Origin of the sequence: Actinokineospora pegani, from assembly GCF_009745975.1 — a bacterium.
GTDB lineage: Bacteria > Actinomycetota > Actinomycetes > Mycobacteriales > Pseudonocardiaceae > Actinokineospora > Actinokineospora pegani.
The window spans coordinates 50,562-75,577 of sequence record NZ_WHOL01000065.1 but is presented as its reverse complement, the minus strand read 5'-3'; the positions used below and the strand labels follow the sequence as shown (position 1 = coordinate 75,577).

Annotated in this window: 22 protein-coding genes; 7 read left to right on the top strand and 15 right to left on the bottom strand. The window is 72.7% G+C overall.

Going from position 1 to position 25,016, the window contains the following annotated elements; genetic code table 11:
* Positions 1 to 119: 119 nt before the first annotated feature.
* The 5 genes from GCL84_RS09640 to GCL84_RS09620 all read right to left on the bottom strand — a co-directional run bounded on the left by GCL84_RS09640 (position 120) and on the right by GCL84_RS09620 (position 5,051).
* A complete protein-coding gene (locus GCL84_RS09640; protein ID WP_156755054.1) occupies positions 120 to 725 on the bottom strand; it encodes a hypothetical protein in 606 nt (201 codons plus the stop codon).
* A 70-nt stretch (positions 726 to 795) separates the two neighbouring features.
* Positions 796 to 1,305 carry a hypothetical protein gene (locus GCL84_RS09635; RefSeq protein WP_156755053.1) on the bottom strand — a complete coding sequence of 170 codons (510 nt, stop codon included), beginning with the start codon at positions 1,303 to 1,305 and terminating at the stop codon, positions 796 to 798.
* A 7-nt stretch (positions 1,306 to 1,312) separates the two neighbouring features.
* Positions 1,313 to 1,921 carry a hypothetical protein gene (locus tag GCL84_RS09630; protein WP_156755052.1) on the bottom strand — a complete coding sequence of 203 codons (609 nt, stop codon included), beginning with the start codon at positions 1,919 to 1,921 and terminating at the stop codon, positions 1,313 to 1,315.
* A gap of 119 nt (positions 1,922 to 2,040) precedes the next feature.
* A complete protein-coding gene (locus GCL84_RS09625) occupies positions 2,041 to 2,457 on the bottom strand; it encodes a hypothetical protein (protein ID WP_156755051.1) in 417 nt (138 codons plus the stop codon).
* A 296-nt stretch (positions 2,458 to 2,753) separates the two neighbouring features.
* Positions 2,754 to 5,051 carry a sodium-translocating pyrophosphatase gene (locus GCL84_RS09620; RefSeq protein WP_156755050.1) on the bottom strand — a complete coding sequence of 766 codons (2,298 nt, stop codon included), beginning with the start codon at positions 5,049 to 5,051 and terminating at the stop codon, positions 2,754 to 2,756.
* Between the two features lie 270 nt (positions 5,052 to 5,321).
* Between GCL84_RS09620 and GCL84_RS09615 the strand changes: the two genes are divergently transcribed.
* Positions 5,322 to 7,697, top strand: a complete 2,376-nt coding sequence (locus GCL84_RS09615; RefSeq protein ID WP_156755049.1) for a DEAD/DEAH box helicase — start codon at positions 5,322 to 5,324, stop codon at positions 7,695 to 7,697.
* A 649-nt stretch (positions 7,698 to 8,346) separates the two neighbouring features.
* Here the strand turns inward: GCL84_RS09615 and GCL84_RS09610 are convergent.
* The 8 genes from GCL84_RS09610 to ssd all read right to left on the bottom strand — a co-directional run bounded on the left by GCL84_RS09610 (position 8,347) and on the right by ssd (position 13,881).
* Entirely contained in the window at positions 8,347 to 8,979 is a 633-nt protein-coding gene (locus tag GCL84_RS09610) for a bifunctional DNA primase/polymerase (protein ID WP_156755048.1), read from the bottom strand.
* 318 nt (positions 8,980 to 9,297) lie between these two features.
* Positions 9,298 to 9,648 (bottom strand): Rv3654c family TadE-like protein, encoded by a 351-nt coding sequence (locus GCL84_RS09605; protein WP_156755047.1) that lies wholly within the window; start codon positions 9,646 to 9,648, stop codon positions 9,298 to 9,300.
* Positions 9,649 to 9,679: 31 nt separating this feature from the next.
* The gene (locus GCL84_RS09600) at positions 9,680 to 10,027 is read right to left on the bottom strand and encodes a TadE family type IV pilus minor pilin (protein WP_156755046.1); all 348 of its coding nucleotides are present in this window, start codon (positions 10,025 to 10,027) and stop codon (positions 9,680 to 9,682) included.
* Entirely contained in the window at positions 10,024 to 10,194 is a 171-nt protein-coding gene (locus GCL84_RS09595) for a DUF4244 domain-containing protein (protein WP_156755045.1), read from the bottom strand. Before GCL84_RS09595 ends, GCL84_RS09600 begins: the two co-directional genes overlap by 4 nt.
* Before the next feature lie 34 nt (positions 10,195 to 10,228).
* The gene (locus tag GCL84_RS09590; protein WP_156755044.1) at positions 10,229 to 10,810 is read right to left on the bottom strand and encodes a type II secretion system F family protein; all 582 of its coding nucleotides are present in this window, start codon (positions 10,808 to 10,810) and stop codon (positions 10,229 to 10,231) included.
* Positions 10,810 to 11,604 carry a type II secretion system F family protein gene (locus GCL84_RS09585; protein ID WP_156755043.1) on the bottom strand — a complete coding sequence of 265 codons (795 nt, stop codon included), beginning with the start codon at positions 11,602 to 11,604 and terminating at the stop codon, positions 10,810 to 10,812. The genes GCL84_RS09590 and GCL84_RS09585 overlap by 1 nt, the downstream gene beginning before the upstream one ends.
* Positions 11,598 to 12,761, bottom strand: coding sequence for a TadA family conjugal transfer-associated ATPase (locus GCL84_RS09580; protein WP_156755042.1), 1,164 nt, complete (start codon positions 12,759 to 12,761; stop codon positions 11,598 to 11,600). The genes GCL84_RS09585 and GCL84_RS09580 overlap by 7 nt, the downstream gene beginning before the upstream one ends.
* Positions 12,762 to 12,783: 22 nt before the next feature.
* Positions 12,784 to 13,881 (bottom strand): septum site-determining protein Ssd, encoded by a 1,098-nt coding sequence (ssd, locus tag GCL84_RS09575; protein WP_156755041.1) that lies wholly within the window; start codon positions 13,879 to 13,881, stop codon positions 12,784 to 12,786.
* Between the two features lie 551 nt (positions 13,882 to 14,432).
* Between ssd and GCL84_RS09570 the strand changes: the two genes are divergently transcribed.
* The 6 genes from GCL84_RS09570 (at position 14,433) to GCL84_RS09545 (ending at position 22,698) form a co-directional block, all read left to right on the top strand.
* Positions 14,433 to 15,242 (top strand): HAD-IB family hydrolase, encoded by an 810-nt coding sequence (locus tag GCL84_RS09570; protein ID WP_235926119.1) that lies wholly within the window; start codon positions 14,433 to 14,435, stop codon positions 15,240 to 15,242.
* A gap of 549 nt (positions 15,243 to 15,791) precedes the next feature.
* Positions 15,792 to 17,609 carry a glycoside hydrolase family 3 protein gene (locus GCL84_RS09565; protein ID WP_197523130.1) on the top strand — a complete coding sequence of 606 codons (1,818 nt, stop codon included), beginning with the start codon at positions 15,792 to 15,794 and terminating at the stop codon, positions 17,607 to 17,609.
* A gap of 4 nt (positions 17,610 to 17,613) precedes the next feature.
* Positions 17,614 to 18,882, top strand: a complete 1,269-nt coding sequence (locus GCL84_RS09560; protein ID WP_156755040.1) for an exo-beta-N-acetylmuramidase NamZ family protein — start codon at positions 17,614 to 17,616, stop codon at positions 18,880 to 18,882.
* An 81-nt stretch (positions 18,883 to 18,963) separates the two neighbouring features.
* On the top strand, positions 18,964 to 20,637 hold the full coding sequence (locus GCL84_RS09555; RefSeq protein WP_235926118.1) for a serine hydrolase domain-containing protein: 1,674 nt from the start codon (positions 18,964 to 18,966) through the stop codon (positions 20,635 to 20,637).
* 166 nt (positions 20,638 to 20,803) lie between these two features.
* Positions 20,804 to 21,724, top strand: coding sequence for a MurR/RpiR family transcriptional regulator (locus tag GCL84_RS09550; protein WP_156755117.1), 921 nt, complete (start codon positions 20,804 to 20,806; stop codon positions 21,722 to 21,724).
* A gap of 44 nt (positions 21,725 to 21,768) precedes the next feature.
* Positions 21,769 to 22,698, top strand: coding sequence for an N-acetylmuramic acid 6-phosphate etherase (locus GCL84_RS09545; protein ID WP_156755038.1), 930 nt, complete (start codon positions 21,769 to 21,771; stop codon positions 22,696 to 22,698).
* On the opposite strand, the gene GCL84_RS09540 is transcribed toward GCL84_RS09545, so the two are convergent.
* Positions 22,695 to 23,429, bottom strand: coding sequence for a Fic family protein (locus GCL84_RS09540; RefSeq protein ID WP_156755037.1), 735 nt, complete (start codon positions 23,427 to 23,429; stop codon positions 22,695 to 22,697). The two genes, GCL84_RS09545 and GCL84_RS09540, sit on opposite strands and share 4 nt — an antisense overlap.
* Positions 23,430 to 23,638: 209 nt before the next feature.
* Positions 23,639 to 24,904: a GGDEF domain-containing protein gene (locus GCL84_RS09535; RefSeq protein WP_197523129.1), complete on the bottom strand. Its 1,266-nt coding sequence runs from the start codon at positions 24,902 to 24,904 to the stop codon at positions 23,639 to 23,641.
* Positions 24,905 to 25,016: the final 112 nt, after the last annotated feature.

The window sequence follows — 25,016 nt, the reverse complement described above, 5'->3', positions numbered from 1 at the left end:
CGTGCCGTGCCTGCGTCAGCCAGTCAGTGTGCACGCTGAGTAGGAAAAGCCCTATTCCAGGTTGCCCAGCGCTGGAGATCGGCCGACGAAGTATGACCCCCTTTCCACCAGTAGCACGCTCAGGACACGGCGCGCATCCGGGAAACGGCGGGCCAGTGGTCGGCGCAGCCCGGTCCGGGGGCGGGACCGACCAGTTCCAGCAGCCGCGCCAGCCTGCGCCTGCCGACCACCCGCAGGCCGGCTACCTCGGCTTTCGCCGTCGGAGCGGTCGTCGGCAGGCCGCAGCGCAGGAGCGCTTCGGCGAGCGGGGCGTGGGTGCCGGGGGCGTCGGGGTCGACGGGCAGCAGATAGCCGCCGTCGGTCCACCGTCCGGCGGACAGCGCCCACATCCGCAACGCGGCGCCGTCGGGCAGGAACGCGGGCGGCACGGCCTTGTCCCCGGCGCTGCTCCAGGCGGCGGCCAACGGCGCCAGGTCGCGGCGGAAGGCGGTGCGCAACTGGGTCTCGCCGGTCTCTTCGCAGGCGTGCGGCTCAGCGGTGATCCCACGCTCGGCACAGGCCCTGAGCAGCGCTTTCGCCCGCCAAGGATCGGAAACGGGGAGGATCAGCCTGGCCGTGGCGCGGGCGAACACGACCGTCCGGCCCGGCCCGCACAGCAGCCCGGCGAGGTCGGTCAGCCTGGGGTTGCTGACCTCCGCCGAGAAGATCGACAACTGCTGTGCCACAAGTGGCACGATAGAACAGGAGTTCGATCTGGGAAACCCTGGACCGAATCGGTTCAGCACCCTGATCGGTTCAGCTCCGCAGCGTCGGCACAGCCGCGCACCGCGGCGCGCGTTCCGCCCATCGGGTGAATTCGGAGCCTGGGCCGACCGCCAGCTCACCAAGCGACGTGATCCTCGGCACCACCGCCGCCAGAGCGGTCAGTGCCACCCCCGGCCCGGGGTCGGCGCGCAGGGCGGCCAGTTGGGCGTCGAACGGTTCCCGCAGCCCCCGGTAGGCGGCAGCGAGGCGGTCCGCGAGCGCGTCGCCGCCGTCGATGGGCGACGGCCCCAGGGCCTCGACCCCGTCGACGGCGGCGGTCAGCCCGGCGGTGACGGACTCGAGGTAGGCCGTGACGGCCGAGCGCACGGCGGCGGGGTCGGCCGGGTCGGCGGCGGGCGGCGGCCGGTCGAGCGCGGCGGTCCCGGCGGCCGCGCACAGCTCGCCCGCCCACGCCACCTTGGCGTCGTCGTCCGGCTCGTCGGTCGCGGTGCAGCCGCCCACGGCGAGGACGACCGCGACGGCGGCCAGGGTGGTTCTCACCCCGGCATCATGACGTGGGCTGGGCGGGCGCCTCGTTCAGCGGCGCGCAGCTCGGCGCGGCGGCGAACGCGGCGTCGACGCCGGGGTCGGCCCGCAGCACGTTGACCACGTTGCCCGCCTTGACCAGCTTGCGCAGCTCGTCGGCCACCGCGGCGAAGCCGGTCTGGAAGGCCGCCTGGCTCGAGGTGTCGACCTCGGCCAGCTTGTCCTTGGCCAGGCCGACGACGGTCTTGGCCCCGTCGACCTGCGTCGTGCCCTGCTTGAACAGTTGGTCGCCGCCGTCGACCGGGGGCGGGCCCGCGCCGTCGAGGGTGGCGCGCATGTCGTCGAAGCCCGCGTCCAGCGCGGTGAGGTAGCCGTCGATGGCATCGCGGTAGGCGGCGGGCTCAGCCGGGTCGGCGTCGGGCAGCCGCTCCAGCGCGGCGATGCCCTCCACGAGCCCCCCGCACACCCGCTGCGCCCACGCGGTGACCTCCGGGTCGGCGTCGGCGGTCGTGGGCTCAGCCGTGTCCACCGCCTCGGGGGCGGCGGCGGGTGGTGGTTGGGCGGGGTCGCCGGTCACACAGGCGGAGAGCGTCAGGACGGCGGCGACGACAACGGCGTGTCGAGCAGACATGCCGGACTCCTCAACTGGGGACCGTGGACCATCGATGCTCGCACGCCCGGTGGGTGGACGCCGAGCGGGGCCGGTCCCTGGCGCGGGACCGGCCCCGCTCGGCCGCGTGGTGGCGACGCTCAGGATTCGCTGGGGTCGAGAACGCCCTTGCAGGTCGGCGAGGACTCCAGGACGGCCTTGAGCTCCGGGTTCTCGGTCAACGGGGTGACGGGGTTCGCGCCCTCCGACTCCGCGAGGACGGTCGTGAGCGGCTCGCTCGCCGCCATGAACGCCGCCTCGTCGAGGTCCTGGAGCTTGGCCAGCTCGGCGTTCAGCTCGGTCACCCTCTCCTTGACCTCGCGCATCTCCCGCAGGCTTTCGTCGAAGAGCCGCTGCCCGTCGGCCACTGGCGGGGCCCCCAGCTCGGTGAGCTTGGTGAGCGCCTGGTCGAACCGCATCTCCATGGCCTTGACCAGCGTGGTCATGAGCAGCTTCGCCGAGGGCGGCCCGTCCCCGGCGGGGTCCGGCGCAGGCGCCGTGCTCAGGCTCCTGTCCACGTTGTTCAGAGCGGTGCAGAGTGACTCGACCCACTGCGTGGGTGTGGCCCCCGTGGCGGTTTGGCTCGTGGGCGAGCTGCCGGTGTCACCGGACGAGCCGCAACCCGCGAGGAGCAGTGCGGCGGCGGCGATCGCGACGAGCGCGGACAGCCGAGGGTTCATGTGTGTTCTCCTGCCGTGAACTTCCCCAGTGGGCCTGAGAGACCCTTGCCAAGCAGATATCGGCCGCGCCGGGCGGTCGTTACAGATGTCGAGGCGGGCCCGGGGTGCCCCGGACCCGCCTCGGCAGAACGGCCTCACGCCTGCGCGGAAACCCCCGACGGGGTGTCGGAGATGGCCGTGCCGCGCCGCTTGGACACCGCGACGGCCACGATGATCAGCGCCAGCGCGACCAGCGCGATGGTCATCCGCAGCCCGGTCGAGGCGGCAGGCCCGACCGACCAGGTCACGATGGCCGGGGCGATCAGCACCGAGACCAGGTTCATGACCTTGATCAGCGGGTTGATCGCCGGGCCCGCGGTGTCCTTGAACGGGTCGCCGACGGTGTCGCCGATGACCGTGGCCGCGTGCGCGTCGGAGCCCTTGCCGCCGTGGTTGCCGTCCTCGACCAGCTTCTTGGCGTTGTCCCACGCCCCACCGGAGTTGGCCAGGAACACCGCCATCAGCGTGCCGGTGGCGATGGCGCCGCCGAGGTAGCCCGCCAGCGGTCCGACGCCGAGGCCGAAGCCGACGGTGATCGGGGCCAGCACGGCGAGCAGGCCGGGGGTGGCCAGCTCGCGCAGCGAGTCGCGGGTGCAGATGTCGACGACCTTGCCGTACTCGGGCTTGCCGGTGCCCTCCATGATCCCCGGGATCTCCCGGAACTGGCGGCGCACCTCGAACACGATCGCGCCCGCCGCCCGGGTCACCGCGTTGATCGCCAGGCCGGAGAACATGAACACCACCGCGGCGCCGATGCCGACGCCGACGAGCACGTTCGGGTCGGACACCAGGAACGAGAACGCCGAACCCGCCTCCCCGGAGGCCTCGCCGACCTTGGCGAACGCCTTGTCGATCGCGTCCCGGTAGGACCCGAACAGCGCGGTCGCGGCCAGCACGGCCGTGGCGATCGCGATGCCCTTGGTGATCGCCTTGGTGGTGTTGCCGACCGCGTCGAGCTCGGTGAGGATGCGCGCGCCCTCGTCGGTCACGTCGCCGGACATCTCCGCGATGCCCTGCGCGTTGTCCGACACCGGCCCGAAGGTGTCCATCGCGACGATCACGCCGACCGTCGTGAGCAGTCCGCAGCCCGCCAGCGCGATGGCGAACAGCGCCACCACGACAGAGCCGGACAGCAGGAACGCGCCGTAGACGGCCGCGCCGATGACGAGCGCGGTGTAGACGGCGGACTCGAAGCCGAGCGAGATCCCGGACAGCACGACCGTGGCCGCGCCGGTCAGCGAGGTCTTGCCCACCTCCTTGACCGGCTTGTGGTCGGTGCCGGTGTAGTAGCCGGTGAGCCAGAGGATGACGCCCGCCAGCACGATGCCGATGATCACCGCGACCGCCGCGATCAGCGCCGGGCTCCCCGGGGTGTTGGCCTGCGTGCTGTCGGTCAGCTCCGTGAACGAGTTCGGCAGGAAGATGAACGCCGCCGCCGTGCACAGCACCGCCGAGACCACCGCGGAGACGTAGAACGAGCGGTTGATGGTGGTCAGCCCGCTCTCTCCCGGTTTGGCCTTGGTGATGTAGACGCCGAGGATGGCCGTGATCACGCCGAGCGCGGGGACGATCAGCGGGAACAGCAGGCCCGCGCTGCCGAACGCCGTCGAGCCCAGGATCAGCGCCGCGACCAGGGTGACCGCGTAGGACTCGAACAGGTCGGCCGCCATGCCCGCGCAGTCGCCGACGTTGTCGCCCACGTTGTCGGCGATGGTCGCCGCGTTGCGCGGGTCGTCCTCGGGGATGCCCTGCTCGACCTTGCCGACCAGGTCCGCGCCGACGTCGGCGGCCTTGGTGAAGATGCCGCCGCCGACCCGCATGAACATCGCGATCAGCGCGGCGCCGAAGCCGAAGCCCTCCAGCACCTTGGGCGCGGCGCCGGTGTAGACCAGCACCACGACCGCCGCGCCGAACAGGCCCAGGCCCACGGTCGCCATGCCGACCGCGCCGCCGGTGCGGAACGCGATCCTGGTCGCCTTCTCCCGGCCGCCCTGCTCGTTGGCCGCCGCGGCGACCCGCAGGTTGGCCTGGGTGGACAGCCACATGCCCAGGTAGCCGATGCCGAACGAGAACACCGCGCCCACCAAGAAGAACAGCGAGCGGCCTATTCGCTCGCCCGCGCTCTCGGCCGGTAGCAGGAACAACAGCAGGAACACCACCGTGCCGAAGACCAGCAGGGTGTTGCGCTGCCGCTTGAGGTACGCCGCCGCGCCTTCTTGGACCGCCTTGGCGATCTCCTGCATCTTGGCGGTCCCCTGGCCCGCGGCCAGGACCTCCTTGAGCAGGACGTAGCCGACGGCCAGCGCGATGAGAGCGATCACGGCGACCACCACCACGACACCGCGATCGCCGCCGGTGAGTGTCAGTTCTGCCGCGAGGTACTGCCCGGACATCCGGCCTCCCTGAAGGATCTGCCTGTTCGGTCAGCCGGCGACCCGCCACTAGCACACGACGTGCACCGACCCCGTTTTCACGTGTTAGCCACCACAATCAGTGGGCCACCGACGGAGTGTATTGGTAAAGCGGATCTTTCACGCGACTCGTTCCACACCGTTGACCGTCCGTGATGCAACTCCGCTGTTTTGTGATCGAGATCTCACGATCATCTCCGCGTGTCCGCGCCACCAGGCCGCTCTCTCGCTCACGTGTGCGAAAATCGCCGGATGCGCGCCGATCTGTCGTCAGCGGCCGGCCGGACCACGGCCGACCACGACCGCGGGGCGCGGCTGCTGCGCGGGGTGCTGGCCGGGGTCGCCAGCGGCGAGGAACCGCTGACGCACGTGACCGAGCTGCCCGAGCGCCTGGCCGCCGTCGTCGAGTGGCCGGACTGGACCCCGGAGCCGGTGCGCGCCGCCTTCGCCGCGCGCGGGGTGCGGCTGCCCTGGTCGCACCAGGTCGAGGCCGCCGAGCACGCGCACGCCGGGCGCAGCACCGTGATCGCGACCGGCACCGCGTCCGGCAAGTCGCTGGCCTACCAGCTCCCCGTGCTCAGCGCGCTCACCGCGGACCCGCGCGCCACCGCGCTCTACCTCTCCCCCACCAAGGCCCTCGGCGCCGACCAGCTCCGCGCCCTGCGCGACCTCGACCTGCCCGACCTCCGCCCCGCCGCCTACGACGGCGACACGCCGCTGGCCGAGCGGGACTGGGTGCGCGCGCACTCCCGCTGGGTGTTCACCAACCCGGACATGCTCCACCGCGGCGTGCTGCCCGCGCACGACCGCTGGTCGATGTTCTTCCGCAGGCTGCGCTACGTCGTCGTCGACGAGTGCCACTCCTACCGGGGCGTGTTCGGCTCGCACGTGGCGCTGCTGCTGCGGCGGCTGCGCCGGGTGTGCCGCCGGTACGGCTCCGACCCGGTGTTCGTCCTGGCCTCGGCGACCGTGTCGGACCCGGCGGGCTCGGCCACCCGGCTGTCCGGAGTGGACTGCGCGGCGGTCGACGAGGACGGCTCGCCGCGCGGGGCGCGCACGGTGGCGCTGTGGGAGCCCCCGCTGCTCGACGACGTCACCGGGGACAACGGCGCCCCGGTCCGCCGCTCGGCGGGCGCGGAGTCCGCGCGCGTCCTGGCCGATCTGGTCGTCGGTGGCGCGCGCACGCTGGCCTTCACCCGGTCCAGGGTCGGCGCGGAGCTGACCTCGCTGGGCGCCAAGCGCATCCTGGCCGAGGTCGACGCGGACCTGCCGAACCGGATCGCCGCCTACCGCGCCGGGTACCTGCCCGAGGAGCGCCGCGAACTGGAGGCCGCCCTCGGCGACGGGCGGCTGCTCGGTGTCGCCAGCACGAACGCGTTGGAGCTCGGTGTCGACATCGCGGGCCTGGACGCGGTGATCGTCGCCGGGTACCCGGGCACCCTGGCCTCGTTCTGGCAGCAGGCCGGGCGCGCGGGCCGGGCGGGCGACGGCTCGCTGGTGGTCTTCATCGCCCGCGACGACCCGCTGGACACCTACCTGGTGCACCACCCGGCGGCCATCCTGGACAAGCCCGTCGAGTCCACGGTCACCGACCCCGGCAACCCCTACGTGCTGGCCCCGCAACTGGTCTGCGCCGCCGCCGAACTCCCCCTGACCCCCGACTGCCTCCCCGACTTCGGCGGCGACGCCGCCCGCGCCGTCCTCGACGACCTGGTGGCCGAGGGCTCGCTGCGCAAGCGCCCCGGCGGCTGGTACTGGACCCAGCGCGACCGCCCGCACGGCGCGGTCGACATCCGCGGCTCCGGCGGCGAGCAGATCGCGCTGGTGGAGACCGACTCCGGCCGCATGCTGGGCACGGTCAACCAGGGCAACGCCTGCTCGACCGTCCACCCCGGCGCGGTCTACCTGCACCAGGGCTCGTCCTACGTGGTCGACGACCTCGACCTGGACGCGGGCCTGGCGATGGTGCACGCCGAGACCCCGGACTGGACCACCTCCCCGCGCGAGGAGGTGGACATCTCCATCCTGGAGACGGAGTCCCGCACGGTCCACCCCGCCCTCGGCGGCGGCGCGGTCGAGGTCTGCCTGGGCAAGGTCGCGGTGACCTCCCAGGTCGTGGCCTACCTGCGCAAGCTGCCCACCGGCCAGGTCCTCGACCAGGTCCCCCTCGACCTGCCCGAGCACACCCTGCACACCCGCGCGGTCTGGTACACGATCACCGAGGACCTACTCACCGGCCAGGGCCTGGACCGCGCCAACCTCAAGCGCTCCCGCATCCCCGGCGCCCTGCACGCCGCCGAACACGCCGCCATCGGCCTGCTCCCCCTGTTCGCCACCTGCGACCGCTGGGACATCGGCGGCGTCTCCACCGCCGTGCACCCGGAAACCACCCACCCCACCGTCTTCGTCCACGACGGCCACCCCGGCGGCGCCGGCTTCGCCGATCGAGGCCACACCGCCCTCACGGCCTGGCTCACCGCCACCCGCAAAGCCATCGCCGCCTGCGAATGCCCAGAAGGCTGCCCCTCCTGCGTTCAATCCCCCAAGTGCGGCAACGGAAACGACCCCTTGGACAAGCAAGGCGCCATCGCAGTCCTGACCACGGTCCTCAACACCCTGCGCCGCTAACGCCCACACCCCACAAACCGCCGCCCGGCAACGCCTACTGCTCGTTGGGGTGGATCGGTTTGTCCGGGGAAGGCGATCATGTGCTCAGCCGGCTGCGTGGGAGGGGCATCTTTTCAGCCCCTCCTTTCCCTCCCACAGCGCATGATCGTCGTAGGGGCCCCGCCCAACGAGCCACCAACGCAAATCCCCCGGCTTGTGACCACAGCCCCCTGAAACGCAGCAACGCCGGGGGGCGCTGGAAATCCAGCGCCCACCCCCGGCGTGCTGCCTGCCACCGAGTTCCTCGGCACTGTCCTGCTACCGCTGCGCCACGGTGAGTTGTGCTCGGGACGGTCGGCTGAGGAGCGGCCACTCGCGTTGTCGACACCGGGGAGGCGGTCGGTGTCGGGCGGGTGGCGGCCCCAGGCGGGTTCGCCGACCGCGGCCATGCCGCGGGTCCCAAATCCGTTAGCGCTGCGGGAGGACGTGCCTCCAGCGGTCACTCGGTTGGCTGCCGGTCCGGGCGCGGCGCGCGCTCAGGGCGGGAGCTGCGCGCCGCGCGCCGGACTGGCGGAGGTGATCGGCGTTGCCTCGTGGCGGACGAGGGCGAGCCGATCACGGTGGTCACTGTGGAGTTGTCAGGTCATGCTCTCGTCCCAAATGGACGGTCTTAGTCCGCCGTGACCAACTGGGTCGCGAGACTGTCGAAAGTCGGCAGGCCCAATGCTTCCAGCAGCGCGTCCTGCACGACTCGCGAGGACGGGAAGCGCCAACCGCACACCTCCGGCTTGACGCGCCAGTGCACAACACCGTGCTGCGACGGGCTGGGCGGCAAGGTGATCCACTCTCCACCGCCGCGCAGGACCACATCGGACCGCTCGGCGAGCGCCGAGTCCAACTCCCGGTCAGAGGAGGTGACCAGGAACTGCCACCGGCTGTCGGGCGTCGCGATGATCGGAACGGGCATGCCGACCGACCGCAGCGCCATCGCCGCCCGCCGCCCGATCTCGGCGTCGACCTCGATCACGTCGAAACCCGCCCCCGTGGCCAACAGCAGGCTGTAGGGCTGCCCCGCCCACCAGGTGGCGACCTGGTCGGGCCGGGTGCCGATCCGCTGCTGCCAGTCGTCGTGCACCGGAACCGGCCCGGTGGCCTCGAAGTCCTGGCGGCCCGCCCACTGCGCACCGGCGGGATAGGTCCCTGGCAGCACAGCCCAGCCGCGGAAGGCGAGACCGATGGCCTCAGCTCGCAGCTCGACCTGGAAAGCCCTGCGCCAAGTGTCCGACCTATCGCTACCGATCATCGCGGGCGGTGCCTCCTCAAGTGGGGCGGAGCCGGTGTGGCTCGCTGCAAATGACTCAACGGCATGAGCGGCCGCCGGGGAACTCGGAGTCGGCCACTGGTCGTTTTGACGGGGTGAGTGAAGACACTTTCGACGGCCGAACGAAATCCGCACAACCGGTTACCGGATGGCGACCCCTCGCTCCACCCCCGCGCACCCACCCCGCCCGAACAACCCTCGTCACCCCCGCCCAGGCCACTCCGACCAGGCAAAACCCGGCCCCGAGCACCGTCGAGAAGGCGCATCCCCCACCCGAGGCGGCCCCGATCTCGGTGCCGCTCACCGTTCCACGACGACCGCTTGCCCCGGATCGACCGGCCCCGCCCGTCCAGCCGCACGTCCGCCGCCGAACCGCGCAAGCGGCCCCGAACCCGACGCCTCGACCTCTACTCCCACCTCCTCTCCCTCGACCCGACAGTCCTTGAGCCGCACCCGCATCCGCGAAACCACCCACCCGACCCGCTCGCACGGGTCACCCCCGCCCCGCACCACGACGACGGCCCCCGCCAGCGCGGCCAGGTCAGCCGCCGCCTCGGCCCGGTGTCGCTGCACCACCGCCGACCCGACCACCGACGCGGCCCCGCCCACCCCGACGACCAGGGCCATGACCCCGACCGCCCACAGCGTCACCGCCCCGCGGTCCCCCCGCCGCCACGTCGACTCATCGATTGATCCCCACCCCCTCCGGCTCAGCGACGGCGTAGGCGTCCGCGCTCAACTCCCACCCCGGCACCAGAGCCGACGCAGGCGCCCGCACGACCACCGACACCTCATCTCCCACCTGCCGCAACTCGATCTCGGCGCCCGACGGCGCGAGTGCCACCGCCACCGCCCGCCCCCGCTCCGGCTCGCCCCGCGCGACCAACCGCGCCGCCTCCCGCGCGGCGTCGACGCACCGCACCTGCGACACCGTCGCCAGCACCCCGCCGACAACGAGCACGGCGACGGCGACCAGCGAGGCCAGCGCGATGGCGGCCTCGACGGTCACCGCCCCGCGGTCCTCGCTCACGTCGCCCCGTCCAAGGCGGAGTCAACGAGGTCCTTGAAGGTGTTGAGCAGCCACTCCCCGTTGGCCACCACCCCGAGCACCGCGGCGATCGCCGCCGCCCCGACGGTCAGCACCGCGTACTCCACGGTGATCGCGGCCCGGTCCTGCCCTGCGATGAAGTCGTTCACCGATGTTCCTCTCCACTGGTGGTGTTCAGGTCTGTTAGAGCTGTGCGGACACCCGCGTCACCAACCCGATGACCACGGGCACGACCCCGAGGCACAGGAAGGCGGGCAGGAAGAACAGCCCGAGCGGGGCGGTCACCCGGACCGCCGCCCGCTGCGCCCGCTCCTCGGCGAGGTCGACGGCGCGCTCACGCACCCCGGCGGCCAGGTCCCTGGCGATCCCGGCCAACGCCGCCCCCGACCGGCTGCTCCGCCGCGCGCCCCTGGCCAGCTCAGCCGTCTCCGGGCAAGCCAGCGCCGCGGCCCACGCCCGCCCCGGGTCGGCCCCCAGCGCCAGGAGGTCGGCGGCATCGCGGAGCACGCCCCCGACCCGCTCCGGCAGGTCGGCGGCAACCGCCCGCACGGCGGTCGGCACCGGGAGCCCAGCCGCGAGGCCGGCCGCGAGCAGGTCCCACCCCCCGGCGAGCCCCAGCCGGTCGACCGGGGGCGACCGGGCCGGGAGGAACCGTCGGCGGGCGCGCGCACGCGCAGGCCCTCGGCCGAGCGCGACAAGCCTGCGCCGGGCGTGGTTCGGCCTGCCCCCGATGAGCAGGGCAGCGGCGAGGAGCAGCAGCGACATCACCGGAGCACCACCTGGTGGGTGAGGCGGGCAGTCCACGCGGTGCCCGCACAAGCGAGCAGCACGCCGAACACGAGCAAGCCCTGACCGAAGGCGCTCCCCTTGAACACGTCGAGCGGTGCGGCCCCGACCGCGGCGCCGATGAGGACGCCCGCGACAGGCAACCCCGCCAGCACGGCGGCGCTGGATCTCGGCCCCGCCATCCGGGCTTGGACTTGGCGCGCGAAGCGGACGCGGTGGTCGAGGTCGCGGCGGACGGCGTCGAGGATGGGCGCCAGCGGCAGCCCGTGCCGGGTCGCCAGCGCCCACGCCCGGCCGAGCTGGTCGGCGACCGGCGTCAGCGCGGCGGGGAGCCGCGCCCCCGCCGACGCCTGCCCGACGTCCCCGCCGAGCCGGATCGCCGAGGCCGTCGCCAGCAACGCCCGCGCGGCAGCGGGGTCGGCGTCGAGCGCCACCCGCTCGGCGGCCGAGGCCGGGTGCGCGCCTGCGGACAGCTCGGTGACGAAGGCCCCGATGGCCTCGGTGAACGCCTCGACACCGGACAGCGTGTCGTGGTGCCGCCGTCGCTCGCGACGCGCCCGCAAGAAGGTCCCCCCGGCGAGCAGTGCGGCGATGGCGCCCGCAGGCCCGAGCGCGAACCAGCCGGTGATCGCCGCGGCCAGCGCCAGCAGCACCGGTTTGGGTTGGGCGACGCGGCGCGGGGTCCGGTGCGGGTTCAGCGCGCGGAGGCGGCGGGTGGAGGCGGTGGCGGGCCAGGAGACGATCGCCCCCGCGAGCAGCAAGAGGCTCAGCATGGCGCAGTCCGAGACCCGAGAAGCCCATCGATCTGGACCCGGCCGGGCTGCCAACAACCCGCGGTCCAAACGGGGGTTGTCGTGACCGACGTGGGTGTCCTCGTCAAGGCTGCGATGTCGGTGAGGGTGCGGTGACCGTCGGGGGTTCGTCGCATGTGGAGGATGAGGTGGATGGCGGCGGCCAGTTGGCTGTGCAGGGCGCCGCGGGACAAGCCACCCAGCGCGGCCAGGGCTTCCAGCCTGGCGGGGACCTCCGAGGGGGCGTTGGCGTGGACGGTCCCGGCACCACCGTCGTGTCCGGTGTTGAGCGCGGAGAGCAGGTCGCAGACCTCGGGCCCCCGGACCTCGCCGACGACGATTCGGTCGGGACGCATCCGCAGCGCTTGGCGGACCAGGTCGCGAAGGGTGACCTCGCCCGCCCCCTCGATGTTCGCGGGCCGGGCGAGCAGGCGCACGAACTGGGGGTGGTCGGGTTGCAACTCCCCCGCGTCCTCGACGCAGACGACCCGCTCCCCGGCTGGGACCTGCCCGAGCAGGGCAGCGAGCAGCGTGGTCTTCCCGGACCCCGTGCCCCCGGTGACCAGGAAGGCCAAGCGGGCTCGGACGACGGCGGCGAGGAAGTCGTGCACCTCGGCGTCGAACGTCCCCAGGTCGCGCAGGTCGGTCAGGCCGTGCGACGCGGGTCGCAGCACCCGCAGCGAAAGGCAGGTGCCCGCTTCCGCGATCGGCGGCAGGACGGCGTGCAGGCGGACGCGGCTGCCGACCGCGACCGCGGGCAGCCACCCGTCGACGTAGGGCTGGGCGTCGTCGAGCCTGCGCCCGCCCGCCATCGCCAGCCGCTGCGCGAGCCTGCGGACGGCGTCCTCGTCGGCGAAGGCGACCGCGGTCCGCCGCAGCCCGCCCGCGCCGTCGACCCAGACCTCGTCCGGCGCGGTCACGAGGACGTCGGTCGTGGTCGGGTCGCGCAGCAGCGGGTCGAGCGGGCCCGCGCCGACGAACTCCTGCTCCAGCAGGGTCAGCGCCGCCAGCACGTCGCCGTCGCCGACCACGCCGCCCGCCTCGGCCCGGACGGCGGAGGCGACGGCGGACGGGCTGATCCCCGCCCCGAGACCGGCGAGCCTGCCGCGGACGCGGTCGACCAGATCTGATGTGGACATCTTGTGTCTCCTGTGGATCGTTCTAGAACCGCATCGCGAACGGCCGGGCGCGGGGGACCTTTGCCAGCGGTGGGTCGGCCAGGGACCTGAGCGTGGCGCGGGCGGCGCGGGCGATGGACGGCCGGAGCCGGAACTCCCCGGTGTCGATGGAACGGGCCAGGGCCGCGTCGGAGCGGATGGTGGTGAGCAGCGGCAGTTCCACGGCCTCGGCGATGGCCTGCGGTCGCAGGGTCGCGGTGCCGGGCGTGCGGACCACGAGGGACGGGCGGACACCCCGGGAGGTGAGGTGGGCGACCACCCGCCGGGTCGCCGCGGCGGAACGCAGGTCGGCGGGCGCCACCACGACCACCAGGTCGGCCCGGTCGAGAGCGGCGTCCGCGGCCGGGTCCGGTGCCCTGGGCAGGTCGCAGACGACGGTCTCGCCGCCCCGGCGGCCCGCGTCGACGACGGCCGCCACCGCCTCCGGGGCCGGGCCGTCACCGTCGCGGGCGCTGGACAGGAGGGTGAGCCGCGCACCGGCCCTGGTCCGTCCGGGCAGTGCGGAGCGCAGGCTCGCGACCGGCACCCGGCCGGAGCGGAGCCGGACGTCGGGCCAGCGCAGACCCGGCTGTTCCTCGGTGCAGAGCACGAGGTCCAGCCCGCCGCCGAGCGGGTCGCAGTCGATCAGCAGGGCGCCGCTGCCCAGTTCGAGCGCGGACAGCGCGACCGCCGCCGCGAACACCGAAGCACCCGCGCCACCCCGACCACCGATGACCGCGAGCACCCGGCCCGCGGCCCCCGCCGGGGCGTCGGCCGCGTCGGCGAGCGCGTCGGTCAGCCACTCGCGGCCGTCGGGCAGCTCCACCACCCGGCTGACCCCCAGCGCGACCGCCTTCTCCCACAACGGGGGCGGGGGCGGGCCCGTCGCGACGAGGACGACGGATTCCCGCCGGGGCAACGCGGCGCCGACGCACTCGGCCACGGCGGTGTCGTCGAGCACGACGAGCGGCGCTGTCGCCCACCGCGCCCGCAGCTCCTCCGCCCCGTCCGCGCGCTCGACCTCCGTGCCCGCCGCCGCCGCGAGCCGCAGCACGTCGTCGAGCACTCCGCTGTCCCGCACCGAGACGACCGGCTTGTCCATGCCCTTGCCTCCCCCTCCGAGCCCGCCTGTTCGGGCCGTCGCAAACAGCATCGGAGCGGCGGAGGGGGCCGGGGAAGACGTCCTCGACTTCTGTGGACCACCGATGGGGCTTGTGGACAACTCGCGGGCGCGAGCGGGTTTCCGTCAGACCGGGGTGCGACGATCCCCTGGGGACCCTCAAACCCGCAGCGGACAAGGAAAGCGCGCCAGGACACGAAGACCCGATTGGGCGAACGCCAGCACCCGACGAGAGTTCACCAATCGGTGTTGACCAAGACCAAGACCTGCGAAGAAGGCGGATCGGACCCGAAAAAGGGACGACCCCCGCCAGGGGGGAGGGGCGGGGGTCGTCAGAGGTTCAGCCCCGGGGGGTCGGACTGAACCGCCCGGCTCGAAGCCGGGCTGCGCATACTGTATCTCGTCCGCGCCACCCCGGGGGCGAGTTCGGAGCAGAAGTGCCGCCAAGATGCACCGCGGCTCATCCGTGCTGTGTACGTCCCCCGTTCGCCTCGGCCATCCGGTCCACACCACTGCTTCCCTATGCTGACCGGGTGAGCGACGCAGGTAGCCCCGGGACCACGGCGGGGACAGGTCGGATAGCCGCGTTCTTCGACCTCGACAAGACGGTCATCGCCACCTCGAGCACCCTCGCGTTCAGCAAGCCCTTCCGGCACGGCGGTCTGATCAACCGGCGCGGGGTGCTCAAGAGCGCCTACGCCCAGTTCGTCTTCGTCGCCTCCGGGGCCGACGCCGACCAGGTGGAGCGGATGCGGGCGCACCTGACCTCGCTGTGCGCCGGGTGGGACGTGGCGCAGGTGCGGGCGATCGTGGAGGAGACGCTGCACGACATCGTCCACCCGCTCGTCTACGCCGAGGCAGCGGACCTGGTGGCCGCGCACAAGGCCGACGGGCACGACGTGGTGGTCGTGTCCGCGTCCGGGGCGGAGATCGTCGCCCCGATCGCGTCGATGATCGGCGCGACGCACAGCGTCGGGACCGAGATGGTGGCCGTGGACGGCCGCTACACCGGGGAGATCGCGTTCTACTGCTACGGGCCCAACAAGGCCGCGGCGGTGCGCGAGCTGGCCGAGCGCAACGGCTACGACCTCAGCCGCAGCCACGCCTACTCCGACTCCAGCACGGACCTGCCGATGCTCGAGGCGGTCGGGCGGCCGTCGGTGGTCAACCCGGACCGGGCGCTGCGCAAGGTGGCCGTGGAGCGGGAGTGGCCGGTGCTGGCGTTCACCAAGCCGGTGCCGCCGAGACCGCGCTCGGCCACCCCGGTGGTAGCGATCGGACTGGGTGCCATGGCCGCGACCGGCGCCGCTTGGTACGGATTGCAGCGCAGGCGCAAGCGTTGAACGCGGATGCGGTGCCCCGCAAGGGAGAAACTCCCACGAACGGCGGAGTCTAGGAACACGCGGTGTTCAAGTCGAGGGTTCGCGCGACCTTGACCGGTGCACCCGAACGAGCTCTTGAAGTGACCTTCTTCACTGGGTAGAAAGGAGATGCGGACCTCGAGTCAGCCAAGGACCGGACGAAGAGAAGTCCGGAAGCCACCTTGACCCGAGCTCCGTGCGCGGACACCGGAGTACCCACGCGCAGCACGCCGCGTAAGGCATGTCGTCCGGGGCCTGCGTACCGGGACGCCGGGCGCCGAGGCCAGCTTTGTACGACTTGGTTGCACGCTTGGTAACCCGCGATGTCCGCGCAGATGACGCCAGGGCGGTCCTGCTCCCACGGGAGCGGGGCCGCCCTTGTCGTGTCCGGTTGCCCACAGGGCCGCACGGACGCGGCCGAGTTGTCCACATGATCCGTTCGGCCGTTGACACGTACCCTGGCGTCGTGGGTAACTTGCCGGTGAACACTTGTTCTTCGTGAACAAGTTTTGGCACACCCTGGAGGACTCGGTGCCCGTTCACGACCTTTTCCGCCGCGCCCTCACCACGTCCGTCATCTCCCTGACGGTCGTGGGCCTCGCGTTGCCCGCCTCGGCCGCGCCGGGGCCGCCCAGCGCGGAGTCGGTGGCGCGCGGCTGGGCGGAGGCGGTGCTGCGCGGGATGCCGCTGGAACAGCGGGTCGGGCAGATGTTCGTCGCGACCGTGTGGGGCAAGTCCGCGGACGAGGCGCACCCGACCAACCGCGAGAAGTACGGGGTGGACACCGCCGCGCAGGTCGTGCGGCGCCACCAGGTCGGCGGCGTCATCTACTTCAACAACAGCGGCACCGACAACGTCGACAACCCCCGGCAGATGGCCGCGTTCTCCAACGGGTTGCAGCGCGCCGCGCTGACCTCGGCCCCGCACCTGCCGCTCGTGGTCAGCATCGACCAGGAGGGCGGCAACGTCACCCGGATCGAGGCCCCGGCCACCGAGTACCCCAGCAGCATGGCCGTCGGGGCGGGCCGCAGCCCGGCCGACGCCAAGGTGTTGGCCACGGTGAACGGCCGCGAGCTGCGGGCGATGGGCATCAACCAGGACTTCGCCCCGGTCGCCGACGTCAACTCCAACCCGCTCAACCCGGTCATCGGCGCGCGGTCGTTCTCGGCGGACCCGGAGCTGTCGGCCCAGTTGGTCGCCGCCCAGGTGCGCGGATACCAGGCCTCCGGCAGGCCGACCGAGACCGTGTCCTCCTCCGCCAAGCACTTCCCCGGCCACGGCGACGCCGCCACCGACAGCCACACCGGGCTCCCGGTGATCACCCGGACGGCCGAGCAGTGGCGCGCGGTCGACCTGCCGCCGTTCCAGGCCGCGATCGAGGCGGGCATCGACTCGATCATGACCGCGCACATCCAGTTCCCCAGCCTGGACCCGTCCGGCGTGCCCGCGACCCTGTCCCGGCCGATCCTCACCGGGCTGTTGCGCGAGGAGCTGGGCTACCGGGGCGTCATCGTCACCGACTCGCTGGGCATGCAGGGCGTGCGGGAGATGTTCGGCGATGCCGAGGTGGCGGTGCGGGCCGTCGAGGCGGGGGTCGACCAACTGCTCATGCCCCCTGACCTCGAGCTGGCCAAGAACGCGGTGATCGAGGCGGTGCGCAGCGGCCGGATCACCGAGCAGCGCGTCAACGAGAGCGTGCTGCGCGTGCTGGAGCTGAAGTGGAAGCGGGGCATCCTCGCCCGCCCGTTCGTCGATGAGCGGGCCGTGGACAGGGTGGTGGGCACGCCCGCCAACAAGGCATCCATCCAGCGGCTCACCGACAAGACAGTGACTGTCCTGCGCAACGACGACGCGGTCCTGCCCGTGTCGAGCGCCCCGGGGAAGGTGCTGGTCGCGGGCGTCGGCGACACGGTCACCCCGGCGAACTCGCCGACCAACCTGGCCAACAGCATCCGCGCGCGCGGATCGACGGCGACACCGCTGGCCACCGGGCTGAAACCGACCCCGGCGGCCATCGCGGGCGCGGTCGCCGCCGCCCAGGACTCGGACCTCGTCGTCGTGCTGACCAACAACCTGTCCGGCAACGCCGGGCAGCGGACCCTGCTGACCGAGCTGCTCGCCACCGGCAAGCCGGTCGTCGCGGTCGCCTCGCAGGTGCCCTACGACGCCGGTTTCGTCGACGCGCCGACCTGGGTCGCGACCTACTCCTGGCGGGCGGTGTCGCTGGAGTCGCTGGCCAAGGTGATCCTCGGCGAGGTCTCGCCGCGCGGAAAGCTCCCGGTGGACGTGCCGGAGGCCACCGACCCGACGAAGGTGCGGTACCCGTTCGACCACGGTCTGAGCTGGTAGCGCCATGGACCGACGCAAGTTCCTCGCCACCTCCGCGCTGGCCGCCCCGCTGCTCACCGCCTCAGCCGCCCCCGCGCTGGCGGGCTCCCCGGAGGCCGCCCACGGCGGCGGACCGGTCGAGCCGGGGGCCGACCAGCTCGCGGCGCGGCGCTGGCGACCACTCGCGAACGCGCGGATCGGCGTGGTCTCCAACCCGACCGGCGTTCTGCGCGACGGCACGCACCTGGTCGATTCGATGGTTGCCGCCGGGGTGGCCCCGGTGGCGGTCTTCGGCCCCGAGCACGGGTTCCGCGGGACGGCGCAGGCAGGCGGGTCCGAGGGCGACTACCTCGACCCGCGCACCCAGCTCCCCGTGTACGACGCCTACGGGATCACCGCGGAGAAGCTGGCCGACCAGTACCGCGCCGCCGGGGTCGACACGGTGGTCTTCGACATCGCCGACATCGGTGCGCGCTTCTACACCTACATCTGGTCGCTCTACACCGCGATGCACGCGGCGGCGCTGGCGGGCTCGCGGTTCGTCGTGCTCGACCGGCCCAACCCCATCGGCGGCGAGGCGTTCGGGCCGACCCTCGACCCGGCGTACGCGTCCGGGGTCGGCCGCAAACCGATCGCCCAGCAGCACGGGATGACGGTGGGCGAGCTGGCGGGCCTGTTCGCCGCGGAGTTCCTGCCCGGTGACACCGGGGGCAAGCTCTTGCCGGGGCTCGAGGTCGTGAAGGTGCGCGGGTGGCGGCGCGATCAGCTCTTCGGCGAGACCGGGCTGCGGTGGGTGCTGCCCAGCCCGAACGTGCCGACCGAGACGACAGCGCTGGCCTACCCGGGCACGTGCCTGTTCGAGGGCACCGTGTTCTCCGAGGGCCGGGGCACCACGCGCCCGTTCGAGATCATCGGCGCGCCGGGGCTGGACTGGCGGTGGGCCGAGGCGCTGAACGCGCTGCGGCTGCCGGGGGCGCGGTTCCGCGAGCAGTACTTCACGCCGACGTTCGGCAAGTTCGTCGGCGAGGCGTGCGGCGGGGTGCAGGTGCACGTGACCGACCCCCGCCGCTTCCCCGCCATCCGGGTGGGTGTGGCCATGATCGTGACCGCCCGGCGGGTGCACCCGGACGCGTTCGGCTGGCGACCGGACAACTTCATCGACAAGCTCTCCGGCTCCGACCGACTGCGCCGGATGGTCGACGCGGGCGCCGGGGTGGACGAGTTGATCGGCGCGTGGGCCGGGGAGGAGGCCGCTTTCCGCGGTCTCCGCCGCAAGTACCTGCTGTACCGGTGATGTGGGGGTCGGGCGGTGGTGTGGAGACGGGTGGCGTGCGCGGCACTGGTCGTGGTCACGACCACGAGCAGCGCGGTAGCGGTGGCTGACCTGGACGATCGGGGCAGACCGTCCGCGGTGGGGCGGTTCGACCTCCCCCAGTCCGGGTTCGCCCCGGCGGACACGGTGCTGCGCTCGGGCACGCCCCGGTCGGTCGGGCTGGACCCGGGACCCATCGACGCCGCGGCCGAGGCGCTCGCGGGCTGGGCCACGGCGTCTCCGCCGCTGTTCCCCGGTGCTGTGTCGCTGTTGGCCCACCACGGCGTCGCCGTCAGCCGGACCGCGACGGGCAAGGCGCTGCGCTACGCCGACGGGAACGGCACCGAGCTGCCCGCGGCCTCCCAGGCCCCGGTGCGGCCGGACACGATCTTCGACGTGGCCTCGGTGAGCAAGCTGTTCACCTCGATGGCGGTGATGGGCCTGGTCGACCGGGGCCTGGTCGACGTCGACGAGCGGGTGGCCGCCCACCTGCCCGAGTTCGCGGCCAACGGCAAGGACGCGATCACCGTCCGGCAGCTGCTGACCCACACCTCGGGCTTCGAGCCGTTCATCCCCCTCTGGCGCGACTGGCCGGACGAGGCATCCCGGATCAGGGCCGTGCTCGACCGCGCACCCGCCACCCCGCCCGGCACCGCCTACACCTACTCCGACCTGAACCTCATCACCCTCGGCGTGCTGGTCGAGCGGCTGACCGGGAAGGGCCTGGACCAGGTCGTCACCGAGTGGGTCACCCGGCCGTTGGGCATGGCCGACACCGGCTACAACCCACCCGCGGCCAAGCTCGACCGGATCGCGGCCACGGAGTTCCAGGCGACGCCGCCGCGCGGGATGGTCCGGGGGCAGGTCCACGACGAGAACGCCTGGTCGTTGGGCGGGGTGGCCGGGCACGCCGGGGTGTTCTCGACCGCCCACGACCTCGCTGTGCTGGGGCAGACGATCCTCAACGGCGGCACCTACCGGGGGCGGCGGGTGCTGACGGCGGAGTCGGTGCGCGCGATGTTGACCAACTACAACCAGGCCTTCCCCGGCGACGAGCACGGTCTCGGCTTCGAACTGGACCAGCGCTGGTACATGGGCGGCCTGTCCGGGCCCGGCACGGCGGGCCACACGGGGTTCACCGGGACATCGCTGGTCATCGACCCGGCCTCGCGTTCAATCGCGATCTTGTTGACGAACAGGGTTCACCCGGCGCGTGACGGGGCATCCGTGAACATGGCGCGCGAACGGGTGGCATCCAGCCTCGCCCTGGCCATGGCTGTGCGGCCCAGACACGGGCGGACAGCCTGGTCCGTCCCGCCTGCCAGCCCGACCACGGCGACGTTGACCAGTCCGCCGTTGGCCGCGAGGGGGCCGATCCGGGTGCGCTTCGCCGCGTTCGTCGACACCGGTGACGCCGACGCGCTCGTTGTGGAGACGAGTAGCGACGGGACCGCGTGGGAACCGGTCCCGCTGCGGGTCGGCGGACCGGGCGCGCCCGCGGGCGAGACCGCCTCGCTCACGGGCTCAGGACACCGCAGTTGGTGGACCGCTGACACAATCGTGACCAGCACGAGACCTGTGACGGTCCGGTGGCGATCAAGTACGGATAGTCGCTTCACGGGCCGGAAAATCTCGATCGACGGCATCTTCATCACCGAGGGTGACCGGTTGCTCCTCAACGGTGAGAAAGAACCCCACCTGCTGCGGCCAGTTGGCTGGCGCGTCCAAACTCGGTGAGGGTTGGACGCTAACAAACAGTGCTCCACCAGCGATTCCGAGGGCAAGCCCCGCTCGTGGAGCCCGGCGGTCGCAGACGCATCCGAGTAGCGTTGCCGCGGATGTCACGCACCGCCTTGATATATCACCTACCTGTTAGTAAGTTTCCGACGTGAGTGCGAGTGAAATGACGACGACAGAACACAGCGAGTCCAGCCCGTTGGTCCGCATTCGCTCGCTCCTGCCCGGCCTGGCACGAGCGGAGCAGCGGGTCGCCAAGGTCGTGCTCGACAGCCCCCACACCGTGGCCCGACGCAGCATCACCGAGGTCGCCGAAGCCGCGGGGACCAGTGAGACCACGGTCACCCGCTTCTGCAAGGCGATCGGCGTTGGCGGCTACCCCGAGCTGCGCATCGCGCTCGCGGCCGACACCGCCCGCTCCGAGGCCCGCGTGGACCGCGACCTCGGCGGCGAGATCGCCCCGGAGGACGACCTCAAGACCGTCGTCGGCAAGGTGACCTTCGCCGACGCCCGCGCGGTCGAGGAGACCGCCGACCAGCTCGACGTCGCCATCCTGTCCAAGGTCATCGACGCCGTGGCCGTCGCGGGCCGGGTCGACGTCTACGGCGTGGGCGCCAGCGCCTTCGTCGCCGCCGACCTGCAGCAGAAGCTGCACCGCATCGGCCGGGTCAGCTTCGCCTGGAACGACACGCACATCATGCTCACCTCGGCCGCCGTGCTCAGCGGGGGCGACGTGGCGATCGGCATCTCGCACACGGGGGCCACCGCCGACACCGTCGAGGCGCTGCGGGTGGCCCGCGAGCACGGGGCGACCACCATCGCGCTCACCAACTACCCCACCTCGCCGATCGCCGAGGTGTCGGACCTGGTGCTGACCACCGCCGCGCGGGAGACCACCTTCCGCTCGGGCGCGACCGCCAGCCGCATCGCGCAGCTCACCGTCGTCGACTGCCTGTTCATCGGCGTCGCCCAGCACCACCTCGACAAGTCGATCGCGGCGCTGGACTCCACCCGCGACGCTGTCGGTTCACACCGTCTGGAGACCCGCCACGACGGCCGCCGCAAGGCCAGGGAGACCGGGAAATGATCGAGGGTGCGCGGGTTCACGCCGCGAAGAAGGGGGACGCGTCCATGACCGTGCCGCGCCAGGTGGTCCACGTCGAGTCCCCCACCGAGCGGCGGAACCCGCGCACCGCCGAGATCGACCGGATGTCCACGCTGGACATCCTGCGCACCATCAACTCCGAGGACCACCAGGTCCCCGGGGCCGTCGCCGCCGCGCTGCCGCAGCTCAGCCGCGCGGTCGACCTCGCCACCGAGGCGCTGCGCGACGGGCACCGCGTGCACTACGTGGGGGCGGGCACCTCCGGGCGCCTGGCCACCCTCGACGCCGCCGAGCTCAAGCCGACCTTCAACATCCCGGACACCTGGTTCCAGGTGCACCACGCCGGTGGCGCGGGCGCGATCGCCAACGCCGCCGAGGGCGCCGAGGACGACGACCGGGCGGGCGCGGCGGCGATGATGCGCGACGTGCGCCCCGGCGACTTCGTGCTCGGCCTCGCCGCCTCCGGTCGCACCCCGTTCGTGCTGGGCGCGCTGGCCACGGCGCACGACCTGGGCGCGCACACCGCCCTGGTGTCGAACAACCCCGACGCGGTCCGCCCGCCGGGCGTCGACATCCACGTCACCGTCGACACCGGCCCCGAGGCGATCTCCGGCTCCACCCGGATGAAGGCTGGCACGTCGCAGAAGATCGTGCTGACCGCGTTCTCCAGCGCCGTGATGATCAAGATGGGCCGCACCTACTCGAACCTCATGGTCAGCGTGCGCGCCAGCAACGCCAAGCTGCGCGGCCGCACGCTGCGCATCCTGCGCGAGGCCACCGGCCTCGACCACCAGGAGTGCTCGGCGGCGCTGATGCTGGCCCAGGGCGACCTCAAGGTGGCCATGGTCCACCTGCTGTCGGGGGCGCCCGTCGAGCGAGCGAGCAAGGCGCTGTCGGACACCAACGGGCACGTGCGCCAGGCGCTGGGCATGCTGAACGCGACCGCCTCGGCCTAGGTCGCTGCCGCCTCGGCGATGCTGGTGGCCTCCTTGGCCCCGGCGTCGAGGGCCTCGCAGCAGAAGGTCAGCCACTGCGCCACGCCTTCTGGCGTGCCGGTCGCGAAGGCCTGCGCCGACTCCCGGTAGCGGGGCGCCTGCCGCATGAAGAACACCTCGGGCACGGCGAGCCCCTTGGGGTCCAAACCGGTCTGGATGCTCGTCAGCCGCGCCGCCGCACGGGCCACCACACCATCGGCGACCCCGAACGGCGCCAGCGCCAGCAACTCCCCGTGCACGACGGCCACCAGCACGGGCCCCGGCACCTTCGTCCCGCCGACGACCAGACCCGCCAGCATGTCGAGGCGTTCGGCCACACCCGCCCCGGGCCGCGGCCGCCCCAGCCCCTCGTCGTCCTCGACCAGGTCAGCCGCCGCGAGCACGTGCAACCGGGCCAACGCCTGCATCGGCGCCCGCTCCCACGCCCCCAACAACGGCCCCAACGCCTCAGCCACCCGCAGCGCCCCCGCCGTCACGGGATCGCTGACCCCGCCCTCGTCGGGGATCTCCGGGTTGCCCCCCTCGACCACAGCCGACGCCCGAGCCGCCCGCACCGACGCCTCAGCCGCCGTAGCGGGCCACCCCCGCCGGTTGGTCGGGTGCCGGTGCACTTGCGCCACGGCATCACGCGCCGAGGCCACAGCATCGGCGATCCCGGGCAGGTCCAGCAGCGGGGCCAGTGGATCGGTCACGCCCCGGACCCTACCGCCGCACCCGACTCGCCAGTAGGTGAGCCCGCGCGCAGCGGCCGGGTGCGAGGGAAAGATCAACTTGCTCCGGGGACCCCCGATTTCAACGTTACCCAAGGGGGCGGACAGGAACGGCTCGTTGGCGGTGGGGTGTCCACAGGGGGTTCCAGTCATCCCCAGGGCCCGTCGACCCCTTGACGGCGGCTGTCCTCCTACGGGCGGTCGAGGGTGCGTTCGCGGGAGGTGCGGGGGCCGGGGAGGGGGAAGGCGGGGGTGATGCGGACCTGGTTGCGACCGTTGTCCTTGGCCTCGGCCAGGGCTTGGTCGGCCTGTTCCTGGAGGCTGGCCAGGTCGGTGCCGTGGTCGGGGGACAGGGCGATCCCGCCGGAGATGGTGAAGCCGCCCACCAGTTCGGTGCGGCCGCCCGCTGCCCGGGTCAGTTCGACCTTCATCTCCTCCACGGTGGCGCGGATGCGTTCGGCGATGGCCCAGGCGTCGACGCGGGAGGTGCTGGGGAGCAGGACGGTGAACTCCTCGCCGCCCCAGCGGCAGACCAGGTCGTCGCGGCGGACGCTGGTGCGGAGGATGACGGCGAGGGCCTTGAGGACCTCGTTGGCGCCGAGGTGGCCGAGGCGGGAGTTGACCTGCTTGAAGCGGTCAAGGTCGAACATCATCACCGCGGTCGGGCGGCGGCGGGCCTGGTCGGCGACCAGGGCCAAGGCGGCGGCGGGGTTGAAGCCGCGCTGGTTGGCCAGGCCGGTGAGGGGGTCGTGCAGGGCGTCGACCTCGAGGCGGTCGCGTTCCTGCTCCAGCTGCTCGATGCGCTGGGTGTGGCGGGTGTAGCCGATGACGACGGCGGTGAGGGCGAACAGCAGCAGGCCGTAGGCCACGCCGGAGGCCCAGGCGGCGATCAGGCCCATGCAGAGCGTGATGACCAGGTCGAGGTTCTCCTTGCGGTCGCCCAGGATCGACACCCACTCCCAGTTGCCGCGCAGGCCGCGGGCGACGCCGATCACCACGGTCTGGCCCGCGTAGTAGGCGGCGAACGCGGCCAGCACAGCCGCGCCCGCGGCGACGACCTTGTCGGGCGGGACGGGGGCTCCCCTGATCCAGGCGTGCACCGGGGTGGCGGTGGCCAGGGCCTGGGTCGCGAGCACGGACATCAGGATCGCGCAGGTGGTGAACAGGTAGCGGCCCGGCGGCTTGCGGGCGATGAAGTAGCGGCGCAGCCGGATGGCGACCACGAGCGCCACCACCAGCGAGATGGGCAGGACGAACGCGCCCGCGCACGTCCAGACGCCGGTGTGGTCGATGTGCTCGCCACCGAGGTGGGCCGCGCGGCGGCGCTCCTCGGCCGGACGGGTCGCCTCCATGTGGAGTATCGCGAAACCGATCAGCAGTGCGAACAACCGCAGCGACAACGAATCCGGGGCACCCTCGGCGACGCTGCCCAGCACCGCCCAAGTGAGAGTTCCCAACTCGGTGAGAACAATCCAAATAAGGCCGAGACTCGTTGTGTGCGCGACCAGATCCAGAGCGCGGACCCGTTGCGATAGGGGGACACCGGACAAGCGTCCCCGCGAGGGCCTT

What these genes read in the sequence shown, in the direction of transcription:
- GCL84_RS09630 (WP_156755052.1), bottom strand. Translation starts at nt 1,921, where the DNA reads ATGTCTGCTCGACACGCCGTTGTCGTCGCCGCCGTCCTGACGCTCTCC.
- GCL84_RS09620 (WP_156755050.1), bottom strand. Translation starts at nt 5,051, where the DNA reads ATGTCCGGGCAGTACCTCGCGGCAGAACTGACACTCACCGGCGGCGAT.
- GCL84_RS09615 (WP_156755049.1), top strand. Translation starts at nt 5,322, where the DNA reads ATGCGCGCCGATCTGTCGTCAGCGGCCGGCCGGACCACGGCCGACCAC.
- GCL84_RS09610 (WP_156755048.1), bottom strand. Translation starts at nt 8,979, where the DNA reads ATGATCGGTAGCGATAGGTCGGACACTTGGCGCAGGGCTTTCCAGGTC.
- GCL84_RS09590 (WP_156755044.1), bottom strand. Translation starts at nt 10,810, where the DNA reads ATGTCGCTGCTGCTCCTCGCCGCTGCCCTGCTCATCGGGGGCAGGCCG.
- GCL84_RS09585 (WP_156755043.1), bottom strand. Translation starts at nt 11,604, where the DNA reads ATGCTGAGCCTCTTGCTGCTCGCGGGGGCGATCGTCTCCTGGCCCGCC.
- GCL84_RS09580 (WP_156755042.1), bottom strand. Translation starts at nt 12,761, where the DNA reads ATGTCCACATCAGATCTGGTCGACCGCGTCCGCGGCAGGCTCGCCGGT.
- ssd (WP_156755041.1), bottom strand. Translation starts at nt 13,881, where the DNA reads ATGGACAAGCCGGTCGTCTCGGTGCGGGACAGCGGAGTGCTCGACGAC.
- GCL84_RS09560 (WP_156755040.1), top strand. Translation starts at nt 17,614, where the DNA reads ATGGACCGACGCAAGTTCCTCGCCACCTCCGCGCTGGCCGCCCCGCTG.
- GCL84_RS09550 (WP_156755117.1), top strand. Translation starts at nt 20,804, where the DNA reads ATGACGACGACAGAACACAGCGAGTCCAGCCCGTTGGTCCGCATTCGC.
- GCL84_RS09545 (WP_156755038.1), top strand. Translation starts at nt 21,769, where the DNA reads ATGACCGTGCCGCGCCAGGTGGTCCACGTCGAGTCCCCCACCGAGCGG.